We start from the raw sequence: 17,002 nt of genomic DNA on the forward strand, positions 1-17,002 counted from the left end.
AACACCGACGTGGTGCTGGTGATCGGCGCCAACGACGTGGTGAACCCGGCCGCGCAGAAGGACAAGGCGAGCCCGATCTACGGCATGCCGATCCTCGAAGCGTACAAGGCGCGCACCGTGATCGTGGTCAAGCGTTCGATGAGCGTCGGTTACGCCGGCCTCGACAACGAGCTCTTCTACATGGACAAGACCATGATGGTGTTCGGCGACGCGAAGAAGGTGGTCGAGGACCTGGTGAAGGGCGCCGAGCACTAAGCCGGCTACCCATCCGCACAAGCCGCAGCGTCCGCGCTGCGGCTTTTTTCGTTTGCCGCGGCCATATTCCTTAACAGACGGTTTTTGGCCGGCAGGCGGTTCGCGCTTACAATGCGTCCATCAGCATCGTCTGATCGACGACGCGCACCCGGCGGCCGGATCCGCCGCAACAAGAATGGAGACTTCCCGCATGAGCCTTTCCCGTTACTCCGCGATGCTCACCGCCTCGCTGCTGGCGACCGCCTGCGCGTCCACCCAGAGCCAGGCGCCGCTGTCCGGCCGCTGGCAAGGCGCCGACAGCAAGGTCCAGCTGCAACTGAAAGACGGCAAGCTGAGCGCGAGCGCCGGCTGCAACCGCCTGTTCGGGCCGGCGACCGTCGAGGGTGGTCGTCTGGTGGTCGGCAATCTGGCCGGCACCATGATGATGTGCGCACCGGAAGAGATGGCGGCGGAAGACGCGCTGAAGAAGCTGCTCGCCAGCCGTCCGCAGATCGAACAGAAGGATGGCCGCCTGCTGCTCAAGGGCGACGGCCGCACGCTGGCACTGAACGCGATGCCCTCGCTCGACGGCGGCAAGACCCGCTTCATCTACGTGCAGGGCAAGACCGCGCCTTGCGTCGGCGTCGCGCCGACGCAGTGCCTGCAGGTGCGCGAGGACAAGAACGCGCCGTGGCAGCACCACTACGGGCAGATCGAGGGCTTCACCCCCGAGGCAGGGTTGAACTACCGCCTGCGCATCAAGGAGTTCGACGTCGCCAACCCGCCGGCCGACGCGCCGTCCAAGCGCTGGGTGCTCGACATGGTGGTCGAGTCCGAGGTGGTCAAGCCGTAAGGCTCGCTTGGCACAACAAGAAGCGCGGCGCGAGCCGCGCTTTTTTCATGGCGATGCCGTACTTAAAAGGTTGGCATGGTTGCTGGCATTGCACGGTGTTTTTGCGCCAGCTTCCCTTCCGCGTAGGCTCGCGCCGTCAACAAAGGCGCTGGCGAGGTCTTAAGCTGGCCCTTGTTCGAGCGATTCGACGGTAGCGAATCGCGAGTTGGCCAGCGCCTTGCCAGCGTCTTTGTTGACGGGGAAGTCGCGAGCCTTCGGGGGCGTTTGGGATGCAAGGGGCTTGCCGCCACAAGCCCCTTGCCCGTTGGCCGCGCGGAAGCGGCACTCAAATACGTCCGCGTAGCGGACACAAAACCCGGGCGAAAGCTCACCAACTTACAACTGGGGACATCGGCTTTTTCATGCCTGATGCTCGGCGGCGAAGCGGGCGACCTCGGGCAGCAGTTGCGGCCAGCGCGCGAGGCGGTGGTCGTCGTGGTTGAGCACCGTCTGCCGGACGCCGGCGAAGTGGCGCGCGGCGAGCCGCCAGTCGAGCACCTCGTCGGCGCTGCCGAGCACCAGCCAGTAATGCGCGGGGGTCGGGCGCGCCACGTACATGGCCTCGAGCGCGGCGCGGTCGGCCTCGTCCAGCGTGAAACGCTCGCCGCTGTACGGGTTTTCGTGCTCGCCGTAAAAGGCGTCGAAGCGCTCGAACGGGCGCACCGCGGGGTTGATCAGCACTGCCGGCAGGCCGTACCGCTCGGCAAGCGCCGTCGCGTAGAAGCCGCCCAGGCTGCTGCCGATCAACAGCGGCGGTTCGGCAAGCTCGGCGAGCACGCGTTCGGCCTGCGCGAGCGCTGCTTGCGGGTGCGGCGACAGCGGCGGGCAGAGCAGCCCGGTGCCGGGGGCGTGCCGCGCGAGGAAGCTGCGCGTCTCGGCGACTTTCAGCGAGCCGGGGCCGGACTTGAAGCCGTGCAGGTAGAGCCAGTGGGCCATGGCAGCCTTTCCGGACGGTGGTTTCGTCCTGATAATCAAATGTTCTAAAGCGGGCGCTGAAACGAACAATCATGATGATAAGATAGCCGGTGATAAAAACCACCCAGCGTCTGTCCATGCCTAGCCACCGTCCACAGCACCCCATCGCCGCAGCGCTTGCCTCGCGCATCCTTGTCCTCGACGGCGGCATGGGCACGATGATCCAGCGCCACCAGTTGCAGGAAGCCGATTACCGCGGCGAGCGTTTCGCCGACTGGCCGCACGACCTCAAGGGCAACAACGACCTCTTGGTGTTGACCCGCCCGGACGTGATCGCCGGCATCCACCAGGCCTACCTTGACGCCGGCGCCGACATCATCGAGACCAATACCTTCAACGCGACCTCCGTCGCGATGGCCGACTACGGCATGGAAGCGCTGGTGCACGAGATGAACGTGGCGGCGGCACGGCTGGTGAAGGACCTGTGTGTGGCCCAGACCGCGAAGAACCCGACCAAGCCGCGCTACTGCGCCGGCGTGCTCGGGCCGACCAACCGCACCGCCAGCATCAGCCCGGACGTGAACGACCCGGGCTACCGCAACGTCGACTTCGACACGTTGGTCGACGCGTACACCGAGGCGGTCGACGGCCTAGTTGAGGGGGGCGCCGACCTGTTGCTGGTCGAGACCGTCTTCGACACGCTGAACGCCAAGGCGGCGGTGTTCGCGATCCGCCGCTACTTCGACGAACGCCCCGAGCTCGCGCCGCTGCCGGTGATGGTGTCGGGGACGATCACCGACCAGTCCGGCCGTACGCTGACCGGGCAGACCACCGAGGCGTTCTACAACAGCCTCGAGCACGCCGACGCGCTGTCGTTCGGCCTCAACTGTGCGCTGGGGCCGGACCTGCTGCGCCCCTACGTGGCCGAGATGGCGCGGGTGTCGTCGACCTACGTGTCGGTACACGCCAACGCCGGCCTGCCCAACGCCTTCGGCGGCTACGATTTGACGCCGGCCGAGATGGGCGTACACGTGCGCGAATGGGCCGAGTCGGGGCTGATCAACATCGTCGGCGGCTGCTGCGGCACCACGCCCGAGCATATCGCGGCGATCGCCGACGCGGTGGCGGGGGTGGCGCCGCGCGCGCTGCCGGACATCGAACCCAAGTGCCGGCTGTCCGGCCTCGAACCCTTCAATATCGGCGACCACGACCTGTTCGTGAACGTCGGCGAGCGCACCAACGTCACCGGCAGCCGCGCGTTTGCCAAGCTGATCCTCGCCGGCGACTACGCGACCGCGCTGGAGGTGGCCCGCCAGCAGGTGGAGAACGGCGCGCAGATCATCGACATCAACATGGACGAGGGCATGCTCGACGCGAAGGCGGCGATGGTGCGCTTCCTCAACCTGCTCGCCGCCGAGCCGGACATCGCGCGGGTGCCGGTGATGATCGACTCGTCGAAGTGGGACGTGATCGAGGCCGGCCTCAAGTGCGTGCAGGGCAAGGGCGTGGTCAACTCGATCTCGCTGAAGGAGGGCCGCGACAAGTTTATCGAGCAGGCGCGCCTGCTGCGCCGCTACGGCGCGGCGGTGATCGTGATGGCCTTCGACGAGGCGGGCCAGGCCGACAGCTTCGCGCGCAAGGTCGAGATCTGCGAGAAGAGCTACCGCATCCTGGTCGACGAGGTCGGCTTCCCGCCGCAGGACATCATCTTCGACCCCAACATCTTCGCGGTCGCCACCGGCATCGACGAGCACGCGCGCTACGGCCTCGACTTCATCGAGGCGACCGGCTGGATCCGCCACCACCTGCCGCACGCCAAGGTTTCCGGCGGCGTCTCCAACGTCAGCTTCAGCTTCCGCGGCAACAACAAGGTGCGCGAAGCGATCCACGCGGTGTTCCTCTACCACGCGATCAAGCGTGGCATGACCATGGGCATCGTCAACGCAGGCGCGCTCGAGGTGTACGACGAGGTCGACCCGGAACTGCGCAGCCGCATCGAGGACGTGGTGTTGATGCGCGTGCCCGCCGACGGGGGGGACGCAACCGAACACCTGATCGCGCTGGCCGAACGCTTCAAGGGCGACGCCAGCGCCGGCAAGGCCGAGGACCTGGCGTGGCGCGCGTGGCCGGTGAAGAAGCGCCTCGAGCACGCGCTGGTCAAGGGCATCACCACCTATATCGTCGAGGACACCGAGGAAGTGCGTCTTCAGAGCGAGCGGCCGATCCATGTGATCGAAGGCCCGCTGATGGACGGCATGAACGTGGTCGGCGACCTGTTTGGCGCCGGCAAGATGTTCCTGCCGCAGGTGGTGAAGTCGGCGCGGGTGATGAAGGCGGCGGTCGCCCACCTCGAACCCTTTATCGAGGAAGAGAAGATCCGTCTGGGTCTCGCCGACGCGCCGGCCAAGGGCGTGATCGTGATGGCGACGGTGAAGGGCGACGTGCACGACATCGGCAAGAACATCGTCGGCGTCGTCCTGCGCTGCAACAACTACCTGGTGATCGACCTGGGCGTGATGGTGCCGGCGCAGAAGATCCTCGACACCGCGCGCGAGGTCGGCGCCGACATCATCGGCCTGTCCGGGCTGATCACGCCGTCGCTCGAGGAGATGAGCCATATCGCCAAGGAGATGCAGCGCCAGGGCTTCACCATCCCGCTGTTGATCGGCGGCGCCACCACCAGCCGCGTGCACACCGCGGTGAAGATCGCCCCGCACTACGCCGGGCCGGTGATCTACGTGGCCGACGCCAGCCGCGCGGTCGGCGTCTGCTCGAACCTGCTGTCCGACACCCTGCGCGACGGCTTCGTCGCCGAAGTCGCCGCCGACTACGCGGCGGCGCGCGCGCAGTTCGAAGGCCGCGGCGAGGCGAAGCTGCTGCCTATCGACGAGGCACGCGCACACAAGTACCGCGCCGACTGGGCCGCGTACACGCCGCCCAAACCGCGCTGGCTCGGCGTGCGACGCTTCGACGACTACCCGCTTTCTGAGCTCTTGCCATACATCGACTGGACGCCGTTCTTCCAGAGCTGGGAGCTCGCCGGGCGCTTCCCGGCGATTCTGGACGACGCGACCGTTGGCGAGTCGGCGCGCAGCCTGTACGCCGACGCGCAGGCCATGCTTAAGCAGATCGTCGAGGGGCGGTGGCTCACGGCGCGCGCGGTGGTCGGCCTGTTCCCGGCGGCCAGCGTCGACGACGACGATATCGAACTGTATGACCCGGACGGCGGCGACGTACGCCTGCGCTGGGTCGGCCTGCGCCAGCAGCTCGTCAAGACCGCCAAGGACGGCGGCGGCCAGCCCGACTGGGCGCTGGCCGACTTCGTCGCACCCAAGGGTTCGGGGGTTGCCGACTACCTGGGCGCGTTCGCGGTGACCGCCGGCATCGGCATCGACGCACATGTCGCGCGCTTCGAGTCGGCTGGCGACGACTACTCTGCCATCCTGCTGAAAGCCCTGGCCGACCGCCTGGCCGAAGCCTTCGCCGAGCGCATGCACGCGCGGGTGCGCACCGAGTTCTGGGGCTACGCCGAGGGCGAGGACCTCGACAACGAGGCGCTGATCGACGAGCGCTACCGCGGCATCCGCCCGGCGCCGGGCTACCCGGCGTGCCCAGACCACACGGTGAAGGCGGGGCTGTTCGAACTGTTGGACGCGCCGGGCATCGGCATGCAGCTGACCGAGGGCTACGCGATGCTGCCGGCGGCGGCGGTGTCCGGCTTCTACTTCAGCCACCCTGACAGCCGCTACTTCGGCGTCGGCAAGCTCTCGCGCGACCAGGTCGCCGACTACGCGCAGCGCCGCGGGGTCAGCGTCGAGCAGGCCGAGCGCGACCTGGCGCCCAACCTCGGCTATATCGCGTGAGTGTGTCTGCACAGTTGGAGAAGGACTTGATGGCAGAGCGGGAAAAGCTGTTAGAAAACAGCATTCCCGTTTACCGGTTTCAGCCAGATGAGTGTATTCGGCTTTCAGAGCTTGAACAGGGCAGACTGTGGCTGTCAGATCCGGCCAGGTTCAATGATTTGTGGGATTTGAATCTGTCGATCAAGGATCGGACAGGGTGGGGGCCGTATGCCGATGCCGGCCCAGACCGGCTGAAGTCGGTCTTCTACGCCTTGTGGGACGGCAATCCTAGTTTTTCCAAGGCTGGTCGAGTCCAAGCTGGGCGTTTTTATAGCGACGATCTATTGGGTGTGCTAGAAAACTGGGTCGCCCCAGAGTACGTCGAGCGGAAGCCTGGCTATGAAGAAAATCAGCTGATTCAGGCATTCCAGGATCGGATGAAGCAGTTTGGTGTTGCCTGTTTTACATCGGATTGGCAGAACCGGTTGATGTGGGCGCATTACGCGGACAGTCATCAAGGCTTCTGCATCGAATACGCGGTCGACAAGAAAAAAATAGCTGTTGATGACGACAGTCCGTTCCAGCCGTATCAAGTGCAATACATGTCCGAAGTACCGGAGCTGTGCCTGTCCGAACTGCTGTTTACTCCGCATCAGGCTGTCGGCCGCTATCTGGCCACCAAGCATGTCGACTGGGCGTACGAGAAGGAATGGCGGCTGGTGAGCTTCGAGTATCAGGGCGAGTGCGCGCCCATGCCGAAAGGCATGCAGATTTCGGCCTTGATCGCCGGGCGCAAAATGCCTGTCGCGTTGCAGGCACATCTGCGGCAAACCGCAAGCCGGCTCAAGGTGCCCGCGTTAAAAATTGTGGACGAGCACGGCAAAGAGAAGCTGGAGTCGTTTGAGAAAGCAGGCTCCACCTGATCTGCAGCGCCGCTGGATCTGTTTCCGCCAACCGGTCGCAGCTTCGACTGCTGGCGGGTGCAAACCATGATTTTCACGATAAAAAACGCGGGCGCAGACCCGCGCAAGAGAAGGGGAGAGAGCGATGTTTCCGTTTGAAGTGTGGCTCGCGTACACCGCGGCCTGTGTATTGCTGATCGTCTCGCCGGGGCCGGACAACCTGCTGGCGATCGGGCGCGGCCTGAGCCAGGGCTGGCGGGCGGCGCTGGTGTCGTCGCTCGCGTCCGGCGCCGGCATCCTGTTCCACGTGCTGCTGGCGACTTGCGGGCTGACGCTGCTGATGAAGACGTCGATGCTGGTGTTCTGGATCGTCAAGGGCCTCGGCGCCGGCTACCTCGTGTGGCTGGGCATCAAAGCGTTGCGCACGCGGTCCTTGATCAGCTTCGAGCCGGCCGCGCGCCAGCCGATGCGGGCGATCTTCCTGTCCGGCCTGCTCTCGGCCGTGCTCAATCCCAAGCCCGGCCTGTTCGTGCTGGCCTTCATCCCGCAGTTCGTCAGCCCGATGCGCGGCGACGCCAGCGTGCAGATGCTGATCTACGGTGCGTGGTTTGCCGTGCTCACCAGCGTGGTGTTCGCGCTGATGGGCGCGTTCGCGTCGCGGCTGGCCGGCCTGTTGCAGGCACGGCCGCGGGTGGTCGCCGGCCTCAATATCGGCGCCGGCAGCGCCTTCGTCGCCGCCGGCCTGTCGGTCGCCACGCTGAGCAACAAGTAAGGTTTTACAGGCGCTGCAGCCAGTCTGCGGCGCCGCTCACCCCGGCCTCGCCGGCGACGGACAGCCCCCACCACAGCAGCGCGGTGCTCGCCGCACCGGCGATAGTCGCCGCGTAGCCGGCGAGCACCAGCGCGCCGTCGCGCAGGCGCAGCCCCAGCGCCAGCAGCACGATGGCGGCGGCCGGCACCACGTTGTCGAAACTCACCAGCGGCACCGGCGTCAGCAGCGCCAGACCGGCCAGCGCGAGCATGCCGGCGTTGGCCGCGCGCATCGGCGCACCGCTCAGTCGCCGCCAGCGCGGGCGGGCGACGCGCTCGAGCAGCCCGAACACCTTCTTCTGCAACCGTACGATCAGCGCGGGCAACACTGCCGGCAGCCGCCGCTCGGCGAGCCAGGCGGGCAGCACCATGGCCTGCCCGCGCAGGTAGGCGAGTGCCAGCAGCACGGTCAGCACGCCCAGCGTGGTCGACATGCCGGGCAGCGCCGCCGGCAGCAGCATGGGCAGCGCGAGCAACGCGACGCGGTCGAGCTGGTGGCGCGGGTGGCGGCCGACGGCGTCGGCGACGCGGGCGTCGGCGGGTGGCGCCGCGTGCAGGCGGCGCCACAGGGCGGAAGGTCGGGTACGCGGCATGGTCGTCACGGTCAGGGTCTGTAGCAGGCATAGAGATGACGCAGGGGTAGAAGTTCCTGCTAGGTGCATCGTTGTGGCAGGCACCGGCGGCAAAGCGCCGCGGCGCGCCCTATAACGGAACGGTCGATACTCAATCGTTCTGGCTTAGGAGCGCGAAATGTCCCGTTTACCATATTCTGTGCAGTTGTTCGGCAAGCTGACCCGCTACTGGGCGGGCCTGCTCGCGATCGGCATCCTCTACCTGATCGGTGGCTCGATCGGCGTGTTCGCCAGCGTCGCGTACACGGTCGGCGCGGTGCTCGCCGTCGGCGCCCTGCTGCTGGCCGGCGCGGCGCTCAAGCTCTATAGCGCGGTGTTCCACGGCGAAGGGTGGAAGAGCCGCGGCGTCGCGGTGCTGATCGCGCTGATGTACGCGGCAGCCGGCATCCTGATGGTGCTGCAGCCGCTCTTTTCGGCCGAGTGGCTGACGCTGATGATCGGCGGCTTCCTGATCGCGGTCGGCTTCATGCGCGCGATCGCCGGTACCCAGCACCGCCCGGAACCCGGCTGGGGCTGGGTGGTCGCCGGCGGCGTGCTGTCCATCCTGTTCGGCCTTTACATCCTGGTGACCTGGCCGCTGTCCGGCCTGTGGCTGATCGGCCTCGCGGTCAGCTTCGAGCTGATCTTCGACGGCTGGAGCGCGGTGTTCATCGCGCTGGCCGCCCGCCGCGTGCACCTCGGGATCGAACGCGCCGAAAAACAAGCCGACAGCCAAGCGCAGGCCGACGGCAGTGCGCCGACCGCCGGCGGCAAGGCGGACGGCGGTACGGCCAGCGGTGCTTGATGTAAATCAAACGTCATTGCAGGCATTGCGGGCCGCCGGCGTGCCGGTGGTATGATTTGGTCATACCAAGGGCAGCCCGACTGCCCGCCTTATCCACGCAGGAGAGAACCCATGTTTCCCGAATACCGCGAACTGATTTCCAAGCTGAAGACCGAAGACGCACACTTTGCCCGCCTGTTCGACGAGCACAACGCGCTCGACCAGCAGATCAAGAACATGGAAGAGGGCATCACGCCCGCGACCGGCGAAGCGGTCGAGGTGCTGAAGAAGCAGAAGCTGCACCTGAAGGACGAGCTGTACGCGATCCTGAAGAAGGCCGAAGCCTGATCGTTGGCTACACAGCTTTCCCCGGACCCGGCGCCTGACGCCGGGTTTTTGTTTGCGGGCGGCGCGTTACAATGCGCGGGTCTGCCAGAATCCGGATCCTGCCATGGAATACCGCCCGCTCAACGCCCTGGTCCGCCAGGGGCCGCTTGCCCGCCTTGCCGCGCTCGCCGGCGAGGCGCGCGCGCTCGACGACGCCTTCCAGCAGCAACTGCCGGCGGCGCTCGCCGGCCAGTGCCACGCGGTACGGATACGCGACGGGGAACTGGTCGTGTTTGCCGACCACGGCGTCGCCGCCGCGCGGCTGCGCATGCTGGGCGACGGCCTGCTCGCTGCGCTCGCCGCACGCGGTTTCGCCGCGAGCCGCGTGCGGGTGAGGGTGGCGCCGCGCGTGCGGCCGCCCATACGCGAGAAGACCATCGCGGTCGGGGCAGCCGGTGTCGCCGCCTTGCAGGCGGCGGCCGAGCAGGTCGACGACGCGGCGCTCGCCCGCGCGCTCTCGCGGATGGCCGCGCACCACCGGCGCTGAAGGGGGGGGCGGTTTGCGTTTGACCTTCAACAAATGAGAACAAGTCTAGCGTCTGTTATGATAGCGAGCATTTACATATAGCTCGATGGTCCAAGCCGATGCCCTCCCTCAAGATCTCCCACCGCCTGTACGGCAGCTTCGCGCTGGTGGTTGCACTGCTGCTCGGCGCAGGCCTGGCCACCTACAGTGCATTGTCCGTCGTACGCACCCAGTTGTTGGACATCCGCGACCTCAACCAGCCTACCCTCGAGCTGGCCAACCGGATGCAGGTCAACCAGCTCGAGCAGCGCCTGGCCCTGCGCATGCTGCTGACCGCGCCGGCCGGGCCGCAGACGCAGGCGCTCGAGCAGGAGGTACTGCAGCTGGAGCAGGCGTACGGCAAGCTTGAGCAGCAGCTGACGGCCGTGCACGACAACCCCAAGGTGTTGCCGCGCGAACGCGAGTTGACGGCCGCCGCTAGCGCGCTGCGCGCGAAGTCCGACCAGTTGACCGCGCGCATGCGCGAGGCGGTGCAGGTCGGCAATTACGCCGAGGCGGAGGCGCTGGTCAGGATAGACCTCACCAAGGTCAACACCGAGTGGCAGAAGGCCTTGCAGGAGCTGGCTACTGTCGCCGTGCAGACGACCGACGAAGACACCGAACGCGGCGTCGAACAGATCGACACCGCACTCTTGGTGCTCGCCGGCAGCTGTGCGCTGGCAGTCGTGCTGAGCATCATCGTCGGCGTCTTGCTGGTGCGCGCCATCATGCGGCCGCTGGACGAGGCGGTCGCCACCGCCGACGCGCTGGCCGAGGGCAACCTCGCGCGGCCGATCGCGATCGGCCGTGACGACGAGCTGGGGCAGATGCTCGCCGCGCTCAGGGACAGCGTCGGCAAACTCGCCGCGACGCTGCGTTCGGTGCAGGGCGCCAGCAACGGCACGGTCGGCATGGTCGAGGAGCTGGCCGGCGCCGCCGGCCAGGTGCAGGTCGCCAGCAACCGCCAGTCGGAGGCGGCCAGCGCCAGCGCGAGCGCGGTCGAACAGCTGACCGTCAGCATCGCGACGGTGGCCGAGGCGGCGGACGACCTGCGCCAGAAGGCGCGCGAGAACTTGTCGCTCAGCCGCCAGGGCCTCTCCGAGATGGATACGCTCGAGCGCGACATGGGGTCGATGCAGCAGGTGATCGAGCAGTTGTCGAGCTCGGCGCAGGACTTCATCGAGAACACGCAGGCGATCACCAAGATGACGCAGGAAGTGCGCGACATCGCCGACCAGACCAACCTGCTGGCGCTGAACGCCGCGATCGAGGCGGCACGCGCCGGCGAGCAGGGCCGCGGTTTCGCGGTGGTCGCCGACGAGGTGAGGAAGCTTGCCGAGAAGTCGTCGAGTTCGGCCGCCGAGATCGACCGCTTCAACGCCAAGCTCGGCGAGAAGTCCGCGTCGCTGGCCGGCATCGTCCAGCAGGGCGTCGACACGCTGCAGGCGAGCCGCGCATGCAGCAGCCGCGTCGCCGAACTGTTCCACGAGAGCGACCGCGTGCTGCAGCAGGCGAACAGCGACGTCGAACATATCGCCAGCTCGGTCGACGAACAGCGCACCGCCAGCAGCGAGGTCGCGCGCAATATGGAGCAGGTCGCGCAGATGAGCGAGGAAACCGCCGCCGCCATGCTGCAGATCAGCGCCAACGCCAGCAATATCGCGCAGAGCGCGCAGGGGCTGAACAAGGAAGTGTCGGTGTTCCGGCTGGGCTGATCCGCAGCGCATCCACAAAAAAAGGGGCCCTCGGGCCCCTTTTTGCATGGCGGCGGCCGCCGCTCAGATCGCGTAGTCGCCGCTGAACACCGCGAGCTTGCGCGCGGTCACGTACACCTGTTCGCCCGGGACCAGCGCGAGTTCGCGGAAGCGTTCCTTGCCGAGCACCACCTCGATCGCGTCGCCGCCCGCCGGCACCACCTCGACGCGCACCAGCGGGCCGACCGCGTGGATGTGCTCGACGGTGCCGCAGGCGAGCGCGCCGTCCCGCGCGCGGGCGAGGTCGAGGTCGTGCGGGCGCACGTAGGCGACGGCCGTATCGGTGCCGGCGCCGGCCCTGTCGTCCAGCGCGTGCGCGAAGTCGCCGTGGGTGAAGCGGCCGTCCTCGACGCGGCCGTGGAACAGGTTGACGTCGCCGAGGAAGCGGGTGACGAAGGGCGTCGCCGGCTGCTCGTAGATGTCGTCGGGGCGGCCGACCTGTTCGATATGGCCGTGGTCCATCACCACCACGCGGTCGGAGACTTCGAGCGCCTCTTCCTGGTCGTGGGTGACGAACACGCTGGTGATGTGCATGTCGTCGTGCAGCTTGCGCAGCCAGCGGCGCAGATCCTTGCGCACCTTGGCGTCCAGCGCGCCAAACGGCTCGTCCAGCAGCAGCACGCGCGGCTCGACCGCCAGCGAACGCGCGAGCGCGATGCGCTGGCGCTGGCCGCCTGAGAGCTGCGCGGGGTAGGCGTCGGCCAGCCAGTCGAGCTGGACCATCTTCAGGAGCTGCATCACGCGCTCGCGGATCTCGGCGGCTTCCGGGCGAACCTTGCGCGGGCGCACCGTCAGGCCGAAGGCGACGTTGTCGAACACCGTCATGTGGCGGAACAGCGCGTAGTGCTGGAACACGAAGCCGACCTGGCGCTCGGCCACATGCTGGTGGGTCGCGTCGCGGCCCTCGAACAGCACCTGGCCTGCGTCCGGCTGCTCGAGCCCGGCGATGATGCGCAGCAAGGTGGTCTTGCCGCAGCCGGAGGGGCCGAGCAGGGCGAGCAACTCGCCCGATTCGACGGTCAGGCTGACCTTGTCCAGCGCGGTGAAGTTGCCGAAGCGCTTTTCGATATTGCGGATTTCGATGCTCATCGTGTTTGTCCTCGGGCTCAGGCCAGCGCCTCGCGGGCCTGTTGGGTTCGGATCAGCGACGCGGTGTGCTGGCGCTCGATCCGCCATTCGACGTAGGTCTTCACCGCCAGCGTCACCAGCGCGAGCAGCGCGAGGATGGACGCGCAGGCGAAGGCGCCGACGAAGTTGTACTCGTTGTAAAGGATCTCGACGTGCAGCGGGATGGTGTTGGTTTCGCCGCGGATATGGCCGGACACCACGCTGACTGCGCCGAACTCGCCCATCGCGCGGGCGTTGGTCAGGATCACGCCGTACAACAGGCCCCACTTGACGTTGGGCAGGGTGACCCGCCAGAAGGTCTGCCAGCCGGACGCGCCGAGCACCAGCGCCGCCTGTTCTTCCTCCTGCCCCTGCGCCTGCATCAGCGGGATCAGCTCGCGGGCGACGAAGGGGAAGGTGACGAACACGGTGGCGAGCACGATGCCGGGCACGGCGAAGATGATCTGGATGTCGTGCGCAGCCAACCAGCCGCCGATCGCGCTGTTGACGCCGAACAGCAGCACGTACATCAGGCCGGCGACCACCGGCGACACCGAGAATGGCAGGTCGATCAGCGTGGTGAGCAGGCTCTTGCCGCGGAAGTCGAAGCGGGCGATCGCCCACGCGGCGGCCACGCCGAACACCAGGTTCAGGGGCACCGCGATGGCGGCCGCGATCAGCGTCAGCTTGATCGCCTGCCACGCCTCGTACTCGACGAGCGCCGCCGCGTACAGGTCCCAGCCCTTGGAGAGCGCCTCCCAGAACACCGCCGCGAGCGGCACCACCAGGAAGACGCCGAGGAAGGCCAGCGTCAGCGCGGTCAGCGCGAAGCGCACCGGGCGCGATTCGGTCGTCTGCATCGCAGCCTCCTTACTTCATGCCGTGGCGGCGCGCGGTCCACCACTGTAGCAGGTTGATCAGGAACAGCACGAAGAACGACAGCGCGAGCATCACCACCGCCACCGCCGTCGCGCCGGCGACGTCGAACTGCTCGAGCTTGGAGATGATGATGAGCGGCGCGATCTCCGAGACCAGCGGGATGTTGCCGGCGATGAAGATCACCGAACCGAACTCGCCGGTGGCGCGGGCGAATGCCATTGCGCTGCCGGTCAACAAGGCCGGCAGCACCGCCGGGAAGATCACGCGGCGGAAGATCTGCCAGCGGTCGGCGCCCAGGCAGGTGGCGGCTTCTTCCAGTTCCTTTTCCAGGTCCTCGAGCACCGGCTGCACCGTGCGCACGACGAAGGGCAGGCTGACGAAGATCAGCGCGACGACGATGCCCAGTGGCGTGAACGCGACCTTGACGCCCAGGGGCTCGAGGTAGCGGCCGAGCCAGCCGTTCGGCGCGTAAATGGTGGTCAGCGCGATGCCGGCCACCGCGGTCGGCAGCGCGAAGGGCAGGTCGATCAGCGCGTCGACGAAACGCTTGCCCGGGAAGGTGTAGCGCACCAGCACCCACGCCACCAGGAAGCCCATCAGCGCGTTGACGGCGGCGGCGATGAGCGCGGCGCCGAACGACAGTTGCAGCGAGGCGAGCACGCGCGGCGCGCTGACCTGCTCGATAAAGGCGGTCCAGCCGAGCGTTGACGCGGTAAGCGCGAGCGCGGCGAACGGCAGCAGCACGATCAGGCCGAGCCAGAACAGCGCGTAGCCGAGCGACAGGCCGAAGCCCGGCAGCACGCTGTAGCGTTTGGCAATCAGGTTCATGGTGGGCATCCCGGGCGGGCGGGGGCGCAGGCCCCCGCGCGGCGCTTATTTCTTCAGGTAGATCTGGTCGAACACGCCGCCGTCGGCGAAGTGCGTCTTCATCACCTTGTCCCAGCTGCCGAACACGTCGACCACGCGGAACGCCTTGATCGGCGGGAACTGGGCGGAGAACTTGGCGGCGACCTGCTTGTCTTGCGGGCGCAGGTAGTTCTGCGCGGCGATGGTCTGGCCTTCAGGGCTCCACAGGTAGGCGAGGTAGGCTTCGGCCTGTTTGCGGGTGCCCTTCTTGTCGACCACCTTGTCGACCACCGCCACCGGGTTCTCGGCGGAGACGGTCAGGCTCGGGTAGACCACCTCAAAGGTGCCGCGTCCGAACTCGCGGGCGACCATCTCGGCCTCGTTCTCGAAGGTGATCAGCACGTCGCCGATCTGGCGCTGCATGAAGGTGGTGGTCGCCGCGCGGCCGCCGGTATCGAGCACCGGCGCGTTGCCGAACAGCTTGCCGACGAAGGCGCGCGCGCTGGCGTCGTTGCCGCCGGGCTGCTTGAGCGCCCAGCCGTAGGCGGCGAGGTAGCTGTAGCGGCCGTTGCCCGAGGTCTTCGGGTTGGGGACGATCACCTGCACGCCCGGTTTGGCGAGATCCTTCCAGTCGCGGATGCCTTTCGGGTTGCCCTTCCTGACCAGGAACACGGTGGACGAGGTGAACGGCACGCTGTCGTTGGCCAGCCGCTTGGACCAGTCCTTGGGCACCAGCGCGCCGCGCTCGGCGAGGATGTTGATGTCCGGCGCCTGGTTCATGGTGATCACGTCGCCCTGCAGACCGCCGACCACGCTCATCGCCTGCTTGGACGAGCCGCCGTGCGACTGCTGGATGGTGACCGCCTCGCCGGTCTTGCCCTTCCAGTGCTTCTGGAACGCCGGGTTGTAGTCCTTGTAGAAGTCGCGCATCACGTCGTACGAGACGTTGAGCAAGGTGACGTCGGCCAGCGCGGGCAGCGCGGGGACGGACAGCAGCACGGCGGCCAGGGTGCGTACGGCAAGCTTTTTCATCGCGGAATCCTCGTTCGGGGCATGGAGCGAGAATACCCAGACGTCTTTATTCCGGGAAATACTTAGCAGAAATACATTTATCGCTCCCCGTTATATTTTGACGGGCCGGCTTGCCTTGTTGCGGCGCAGCGTTGCATGCTCTGCCATGACACGGAACTACCGAGGAGGACGACCTTGTCCGCGCCGACCCCGCTGCTGCAGTCCCACCCGCTACGCTCGAGCCTCAACGACGAGGCGCACGCCCGCCCGCCGGCGGCGATCCCGTCGCCGGCACGCCTGTCCACCCTTGCGCTGTTGTGCGAGCCCGGCGCGCCCGGCCAGCGCGAGGCGCTTGCGCGCCTCGCCGCCGAACTGGGCCTGCCGGCGCCGGAGGCCAACGCCGGCCACTACCAGGGCAGCAACGGCACGCTCACGCTGCGCTGGTCGCTGCATACCGAGTTCGTGCGGCTGACGGTGATCGTGCCCGGTGCCGGCAGCGGCGGCTTCGACGACACCGCGCTCGACGCGGTGCCGGCCGCTTTGCTCAGCGCCCTGCTCGGCGACGTACTGGTCGCCGCCCACGCCCTGCTGCTGGCCGACGACGACGCGCTGCCGGCCGCGCCGCGGGCGATTGCCGCGCGCTGGTTCGCCGGGCACGAGCTGATCGGCGCCGAACTGGGCGACGGCAACGGCGTCGCGTACACCGACTTGCGGCTGCACCCGGACGCGCGGCTGGCGGTCGGCTTCTCGCGCTTCGTGCTGGTCGACCGCAGGATGGGGCCGCGCCAGAGCGGGCGCATGCTGCAGCGGCTGTTCGAGATCGAGACCTACCGCATGCTCGCGCTGCTCGCCTTGCCGCTGGCCAAGCAGCAGATGGCGCGGCTTGACGAGCTGGGCATCGCGCTGAAGGCCGTTACCGCCAGGCTGAACGCGGCGGACAGCCGCGACGACACGCTGCTCGCAGAATTTTCCGCACTGTCGGCGGAGCTTGAAAATTTGGTCGCGCAGACGCAGTACCGCTTCTCGGCGTCGCACGCCTACTACCAGCTGATCGAGCGGCGCATCGGCGAGCTGCGCGAGCGGCGCATCGGCGGCCTGCAGCCGTTCTGCGAGTTCGTCGAGCACAGGCTGGCGCCGGCGATGGATACTTGCCTCACCGTCACCCGCCGCCAGGACAGGCTGACCGCCCGCCTGCAGCGCGCGACCGCGCTGTTGCGCACCCGCGTCGAGGTCGAGGGCGAGGTGCAGAACCGTGCGCTGCTGGCGAGCATGGACCGCCGCGCCGGCTTGCAGTTGCGGCTGCAGGAGACGGTCGAGGGGCTGTCGGTCGGGGTGCTGACCTATTACGCGGTCGGGCTGGTCGGCTACGCGGCGAAGGCGGCGAAGGCGGCCGGGCTGCACCTGAACGCCGAACTCATCACCGGCGCCGCGATCGCGCCGGTCGCGTTCGCCGTATGGTGGGGGATGCGGCAGGTACGGCGCCGGCTCGGCCACGCTTGAGCGATACGGCATAAAGGACACTT

Annotated in this window: 16 protein-coding genes; 10 read left to right on the forward strand and 6 right to left on the reverse strand. The window is 67.4% G+C overall.

The window, feature by feature from the left end:
• Positions 1-255: NAD(P)(+) transhydrogenase (Re/Si-specific) subunit beta (locus tag GZH52_RS00005; RefSeq protein ID WP_163314505.1), on the forward strand; the 255-nt coding region annotated here is incomplete at its 5' end.
• A gap of 190 nt (positions 256-445) precedes the next feature.
• Entirely contained in the window at positions 446-1,087 is a 642-nt protein-coding gene (locus GZH52_RS00010; RefSeq protein ID WP_163314506.1) for an META and DUF4377 domain-containing protein, read from the forward strand.
• Between the two features lie 399 nt (positions 1,088-1,486).
• On the opposite strand, the gene GZH52_RS00015 is transcribed toward GZH52_RS00010, so the two are convergent.
• Positions 1,487-2,062 (reverse strand): YqiA/YcfP family alpha/beta fold hydrolase, encoded by a 576-nt coding sequence (locus tag GZH52_RS00015; protein WP_163314507.1) that lies wholly within the window; start codon positions 2,060-2,062, stop codon positions 1,487-1,489.
• A 116-nt stretch (positions 2,063-2,178) separates the two neighbouring features.
• Between GZH52_RS00015 and metH the strand changes: the two genes are divergently transcribed.
• The 3 genes from metH to GZH52_RS00030 all read left to right on the forward strand — a co-directional run bounded on the left by metH (position 2,179) and on the right by GZH52_RS00030 (position 7,557).
• The gene (gene metH, locus GZH52_RS00020; RefSeq protein WP_163314508.1) at positions 2,179-5,904 is read left to right on the forward strand and encodes a methionine synthase; all 3,726 of its coding nucleotides are present in this window, start codon (positions 2,179-2,181) and stop codon (positions 5,902-5,904) included.
• A gap of 29 nt (positions 5,905-5,933) precedes the next feature.
• On the forward strand, positions 5,934-6,806 hold the full coding sequence (locus GZH52_RS00025) for a DUF2971 domain-containing protein (protein WP_163314509.1): 873 nt from the start codon (positions 5,934-5,936) through the stop codon (positions 6,804-6,806).
• Positions 6,807-6,930: 124 nt separating this feature from the next.
• Complete coding sequence (locus tag GZH52_RS00030; protein WP_163314510.1) at positions 6,931-7,557, forward strand: LysE family translocator; 627 nt, start codon at positions 6,931-6,933, stop codon at positions 7,555-7,557.
• A gap of 4 nt (positions 7,558-7,561) precedes the next feature.
• Here the strand turns inward: GZH52_RS00030 and GZH52_RS00035 are convergent, their stop codons facing one another.
• Positions 7,562-8,188 carry an exopolysaccharide biosynthesis protein gene (locus GZH52_RS00035; RefSeq protein ID WP_163314511.1) on the reverse strand — a complete coding sequence of 209 codons (627 nt, stop codon included), beginning with the start codon at positions 8,186-8,188 and terminating at the stop codon, positions 7,562-7,564.
• A gap of 157 nt (positions 8,189-8,345) precedes the next feature.
• On the opposite strand from GZH52_RS00035, the gene GZH52_RS00040 reads away from it, so the two are divergent.
• The 4 genes from GZH52_RS00040 (at position 8,346) to GZH52_RS00055 (ending at position 11,597) form a co-directional block, all read left to right on the forward strand.
• A complete protein-coding gene (locus GZH52_RS00040; RefSeq protein ID WP_163314512.1) occupies positions 8,346-9,011 on the forward strand; it encodes an HdeD family acid-resistance protein in 666 nt (221 codons plus the stop codon).
• A gap of 111 nt (positions 9,012-9,122) precedes the next feature.
• A complete protein-coding gene (locus GZH52_RS00045) occupies positions 9,123-9,338 on the forward strand; it encodes an HP1242/YdcH family protein (RefSeq protein ID WP_163314513.1) in 216 nt (71 codons plus the stop codon).
• Between the two features lie 103 nt (positions 9,339-9,441).
• Complete coding sequence (locus GZH52_RS00050) at positions 9,442-9,864, forward strand: DciA family protein (RefSeq protein ID WP_163314514.1); 423 nt, start codon at positions 9,442-9,444, stop codon at positions 9,862-9,864.
• Positions 9,865-9,962: 98 nt separating this feature from the next.
• The gene (locus tag GZH52_RS00055) at positions 9,963-11,597 is read left to right on the forward strand and encodes a methyl-accepting chemotaxis protein (protein ID WP_163314515.1); all 1,635 of its coding nucleotides are present in this window, start codon (positions 9,963-9,965) and stop codon (positions 11,595-11,597) included.
• Positions 11,598-11,660: 63 nt separating this feature from the next.
• Here GZH52_RS00055 and GZH52_RS00060 read toward each other — a convergent pair whose 3' ends face one another.
• The 4 genes from GZH52_RS00060 to GZH52_RS00075 are packed head-to-tail and all read right to left on the reverse strand — an operon-like array spanning position 11,661 to position 15,500.
• Positions 11,661-12,725 (reverse strand): sulfate/molybdate ABC transporter ATP-binding protein, encoded by a 1,065-nt coding sequence (locus GZH52_RS00060; RefSeq protein ID WP_163314516.1) that lies wholly within the window; start codon positions 12,723-12,725, stop codon positions 11,661-11,663.
• Between the two features lie 17 nt (positions 12,726-12,742).
• Positions 12,743-13,603, reverse strand: coding sequence for a sulfate ABC transporter permease subunit CysW (gene cysW, locus GZH52_RS00065; protein ID WP_163314517.1), 861 nt, complete (start codon positions 13,601-13,603; stop codon positions 12,743-12,745).
• Positions 13,604-13,613: 10 nt separating this feature from the next.
• The gene (gene cysT, locus GZH52_RS00070; protein WP_203525520.1) at positions 13,614-14,450 is read right to left on the reverse strand and encodes a sulfate ABC transporter permease subunit CysT; all 837 of its coding nucleotides are present in this window, start codon (positions 14,448-14,450) and stop codon (positions 13,614-13,616) included.
• A 45-nt stretch (positions 14,451-14,495) separates the two neighbouring features.
• Complete coding sequence (locus GZH52_RS00075) at positions 14,496-15,500, reverse strand: sulfate ABC transporter substrate-binding protein (RefSeq protein WP_163314519.1); 1,005 nt, start codon at positions 15,498-15,500, stop codon at positions 14,496-14,498.
• A 174-nt stretch (positions 15,501-15,674) separates the two neighbouring features.
• Between GZH52_RS00075 and GZH52_RS00080 the strand changes: the two genes are divergently transcribed.
• Positions 15,675-16,979 (forward strand): DUF3422 family protein, encoded by a 1,305-nt coding sequence (locus GZH52_RS00080; protein ID WP_239057955.1) that lies wholly within the window; start codon positions 15,675-15,677, stop codon positions 16,977-16,979.
• Positions 16,980-17,002 lie beyond the last annotated feature (23 nt).

Origin of the sequence: Crenobacter caeni (assembly GCF_010435965.1) — a bacterium.
GTDB lineage: Bacteria > Pseudomonadota > Gammaproteobacteria > Burkholderiales > Chromobacteriaceae > Craterilacuibacter > Craterilacuibacter caeni.

What these genes read in the sequence shown, in the direction of transcription:
- GZH52_RS00045 (WP_163314513.1), top strand. Translation starts at nt 9,123, where the DNA reads ATGTTTCCCGAATACCGCGAACTGATTTCCAAGCTGAAGACCGAAGAC.
- GZH52_RS00055 (WP_163314515.1), top strand. Translation starts at nt 9,963, where the DNA reads ATGCCCTCCCTCAAGATCTCCCACCGCCTGTACGGCAGCTTCGCGCTG.
- GZH52_RS00035 (WP_163314511.1), bottom strand. Translation starts at nt 8,188, where the DNA reads ATGCCGCGTACCCGACCTTCCGCCCTGTGGCGCCGCCTGCACGCGGCG.
- GZH52_RS00050 (WP_163314514.1), top strand. Translation starts at nt 9,442, where the DNA reads ATGGAATACCGCCCGCTCAACGCCCTGGTCCGCCAGGGGCCGCTTGCC.
- cysT (WP_203525520.1), bottom strand. Translation starts at nt 14,450, where the DNA reads ATGAACCTGATTGCCAAACGCTACAGCGTGCTGCCGGGCTTCGGCCTG.
- GZH52_RS00075 (WP_163314519.1), bottom strand. Translation starts at nt 15,500, where the DNA reads ATGAAAAAGCTTGCCGTACGCACCCTGGCCGCCGTGCTGCTGTCCGTC.
- GZH52_RS00030 (WP_163314510.1), top strand. Translation starts at nt 6,931, where the DNA reads ATGTTTCCGTTTGAAGTGTGGCTCGCGTACACCGCGGCCTGTGTATTG.
- GZH52_RS00025 (WP_163314509.1), top strand. Translation starts at nt 5,934, where the DNA reads ATGGCAGAGCGGGAAAAGCTGTTAGAAAACAGCATTCCCGTTTACCGG.
- cysW (WP_163314517.1), bottom strand. Translation starts at nt 13,603, where the DNA reads ATGCAGACGACCGAATCGCGCCCGGTGCGCTTCGCGCTGACCGCGCTG.
- GZH52_RS00015 (WP_163314507.1), bottom strand. Translation starts at nt 2,062, where the DNA reads ATGGCCCACTGGCTCTACCTGCACGGCTTCAAGTCCGGCCCCGGCTCG.
- GZH52_RS00010 (WP_163314506.1), top strand. Translation starts at nt 446, where the DNA reads ATGAGCCTTTCCCGTTACTCCGCGATGCTCACCGCCTCGCTGCTGGCG.
- GZH52_RS00040 (WP_163314512.1), top strand. Translation starts at nt 8,346, where the DNA reads ATGTCCCGTTTACCATATTCTGTGCAGTTGTTCGGCAAGCTGACCCGC.
- GZH52_RS00060 (WP_163314516.1), bottom strand. Translation starts at nt 12,725, where the DNA reads ATGAGCATCGAAATCCGCAATATCGAAAAGCGCTTCGGCAACTTCACC.
- metH (WP_163314508.1), top strand. Translation starts at nt 2,179, where the DNA reads ATGCCTAGCCACCGTCCACAGCACCCCATCGCCGCAGCGCTTGCCTCG.